The following is a 3,194-nucleotide window of genomic DNA, read 5'->3' as shown; positions in this document are numbered from 1 at the left end:
CTAAAGTTGCCATTATAAAACATCTTCAATCCGTTTTTGGAGAGCAAGGTAAGAAGCTGTTTACCGAAAAGAAATATATGGAGGTGCTTCTGAAAACAACCTTGGAAAGTATTTCAGGACCGAAGAAAGTGACGGTTCCGGAAGCAGTTGCGAAAGATATGGAAGCGTTCCTGATTAAGGAATCGCTGAACAAGCAAGTGGAGTTGAAACCTTTGGCAGGTGGAAATCCAACAATTATTATTGAACCTAAAAGTAATAGCGGACTACAGTTTGTACTGAGTGCGGATGATGTTGAGAAAGGATTATTCTCACTGGTCAACAAAGACCTTGTAAAACGAATTACACAAAGTAAGGAGGACTAGCCTATGTCAAATATGGTATATCTACTTTGCAGTTTGCCATCATTGAATTTCGTACAGGTGCCTCCCATTTCATTTGACGATTTTTACTATGATTCCAAAAAACAGCTTTCTAAAAAGCATTTTAGAATGTTGGAAACAGTAGATCTCAAGGAAATGGATTGCGATGAAAAAGGTAAACTGAAACACTTTACGGGTTTGTATTCTGATCTGATTGGTGATCTTACTGAGATGAGAAATGCCAAAGCGGAAAAAAGACCAACCCGCCTCGCTCATTTACCACAGTCGGTAACTGAATTAAATCCCTTGGACCGCGAAAAGCAAATCATGCGTTGGCAATGGGATAGATTGGATGATCTTGAAGCCGGAAATACATTTACGCTGGTTAACCTCTTTGTATATAAATTGAAACTTCAGATTCTGCACCGTTTACACTCCATGGAGCCGGATCGGGGAAGACAAGTTTTTGAATCGGTGATTAATGATGCCAAAAAGAAAGGTTAAGACATGGCAGGAGTAAAAATTAAATACACCAAAACCGAACGGGCAAGGCAGAAGAAGATTCTTAAAGTTTCGCAACGAATGCTTCCGCTCTTTGAAGCAATGGAGAAATCGTTACTTTCGACAATTAACACCATTGCTGAACGCATTGAGGATATCCGGCAGACCATTGAAAATAACAGAATCGCTTCTGAACCCTGGTTGGCCGTTATGGGAGACTCATGGGGCTCTTTGGCTAAATTTATCTCGGTTAACGAGGTTATTACAAAGCCTGTTGATGTTGCCGGTGTTCGGGTTCATCAGTATGAGCGTGTTGATTTCAAGATTGTTGAGGTTATTCTGAATACACCCCTTTGGGTTGACGATGCAATTGAGCTCGTAGCAGAACAACTTCAACTTGAAGCGGAAATTAAATGTCTTGAAGATCAGATTGAATTGTTGGAAGAAGAGCTGCTTGATGTTCGGGCACGGGTGAAACTATTTGAAAACCGTCGAATCCCGAATGCAAAAATTGCAATACGAAAGATCGGTCAGAAATTACAGGATGATGAACGGTTGACGATTGCCACCGCAAAAGTTGTGGGACAATCTAAATTAGAGGAGGCAATGGCATGATCGCAAAAATGAAAAAATTGTTGCTGTTCGTAGCGAACTCCAATGCTTCGGTCGATGATGAATTGACGGAGCTGGGGCGTTTGGGACTGGTGCATATTGTACCCTTTCAACCCCCTCGCGATAAGTCAATCGATCGGGTAAATACCCAGATTCTTGACGCCGAAAAAGCGCTGGCCATTTTGGAACGATATGAAGGGAATGAGGCTTCAACGTCTATTGTTCCCGATCTAGCTGATGAAAGTAAGGAAAGCTTTTATATTCGGAAGGCGCTGGAAACAGAAGAAAAGCACGTTCAACTTCAGCAACAGCAAACGAACTTGCAGGAAGAGCTCGACTGGTATGGCAATTGGGGGGAAGTTTCACCTTCATCGATCAGCGAATTAAAAGAACGTGGCGTTTTTCTGAGGCTCTACCAAATTAGCGCTAAGGAGTTGAAGACCCTGAAAAACCGGGAGGATATTCATATTGCCGGTCAATCAAACGGATTGAACCAAATCATCTTAATTGCCGACAAGGCAGATGAAAAGCTTTCCTTTACCGAGGTTCGCATTCCGGAGAAGGAAAAAAGCGAAATCGAGAAGTCATTGACAGAATTAACCGGGGAACTGGAAAACGTTAATCAGCTTCTTGGTACGCTGGCAGGCCAGAAAGAGCTTTTGCATGATGCGCTTGAAACTTGGACACAGGATTCAGATCTGCTAAACGTTCTGTATGGCGGGAGTTCGGTAGAAGATAAGGTGCATTACTGGAAAGGGTTTATTCCTGAAAAGCAAATGGACCACTTTATCGAAGCAGCCGATCAAAATCAATGGGGGTACCTGATACAGGAAACAACCGAGGAAGATGCGGAAGACGTTCCTACTCTGATACACACATCGCGGTGGGCCGAGCGTATTCGCCCGGTTATGAACTTCATGGGGCTGGTTCCCGGTTATGATGAGCTGGATGTTTCCCAGGTCTTTTTGATTTTCTTCACCTTCTTTACCGGAATTTTGGTTGGTGATGCCGGCTACGGATTGGTATTTTTCCTCTTAACCATACTGGTGCACAAGAAAGCGAAATTTGTCAAAAAAGTTGAATTTCAGCTTATGTACACGCTTTCCGTGTCCATCTTGTTTTGGGGAGTTCTTACCGGAACCTATTTTGGTTCGGAGACCGTGGCAAAGATCCCGTTCTTAGCCGACCTGACCGTTGAAAAGCTGGCCAGTTTTGGAGGAGATAACCTCTTTATTCAGAAATTTATGTTTTTTGTCGGGGCTGTCCACTTAACGGTTGGTCACTTGCAGTTGGCAATAAGATACATCAACAGTTTTAAAGCACTGGCTCAACTCGGCTGGATTGCAATAACCTGGGGATTATTCTTCGTTGTCAATCAAATGGTGCTGCAAATTCCGGCTCCCGACACGGTAGTCTGGCTGTTTGTCTTCGGAGCATCGTTAGTTTCGTTGTTTTCGGCATCGGGAACCAATTTTGCCAAAGGAATACTTTCATCGTTGGGTAATTTGCCTTTAAATATAATCAATGGATTTTCGGATATCATTTCATATGTGAGACTTTATGCCGTAGGTCTGTCAACCGTTTTGATGGCTTCCAGCTTTAACCATATGGCCATTGGAAATGGTGTTACAACCGTTTTGGCTGGTTTAGGTGCTGTTATCATCTTAATCCTGGGACACGGGCTGAACATGACACTGTCAGCTATGGCAGTGCTGGTTCATG

The 3,194-nt window shown here is 43.1% G+C and carries 4 protein-coding genes; all 4 read left to right on the top strand.

Annotated features, from left to right (window positions below; genetic code table 11):
* Window positions 1-362: hypothetical protein (locus AC37HE_RS15275; protein WP_500783722.1), on the top strand; the 362-nt coding region annotated here is incomplete at its 5' end.
* A gap of 126 nt (window positions 363-488) precedes the next feature.
* Window positions 489-863: a DUF2764 family protein gene (locus tag AC37HE_RS15270; RefSeq protein ID WP_500783721.1), complete on the top strand. Its 375-nt coding sequence runs from the start codon at window positions 489-491 to the stop codon at window positions 861-863.
* 3 nt (window positions 864-866) lie between these two features.
* Entirely contained in the window at window positions 867-1,475 is a 609-nt protein-coding gene (locus tag AC37HE_RS15265) for a V-type ATP synthase subunit D (protein WP_500783720.1), read from the top strand.
* Window positions 1,476-1,483: 8 nt separating this feature from the next.
* A partial coding sequence (locus AC37HE_RS15260; protein ID WP_500783719.1) for a V-type ATP synthase subunit I occupies window positions 1,484-3,194 on the top strand: 1,711 nt, incomplete at its 3' end.

It is taken from the genome of Mangrovibacterium sp. (assembly GCF_059905295.1).
This window is presented reverse-complemented; position numbering and strand designations above follow the sequence as displayed.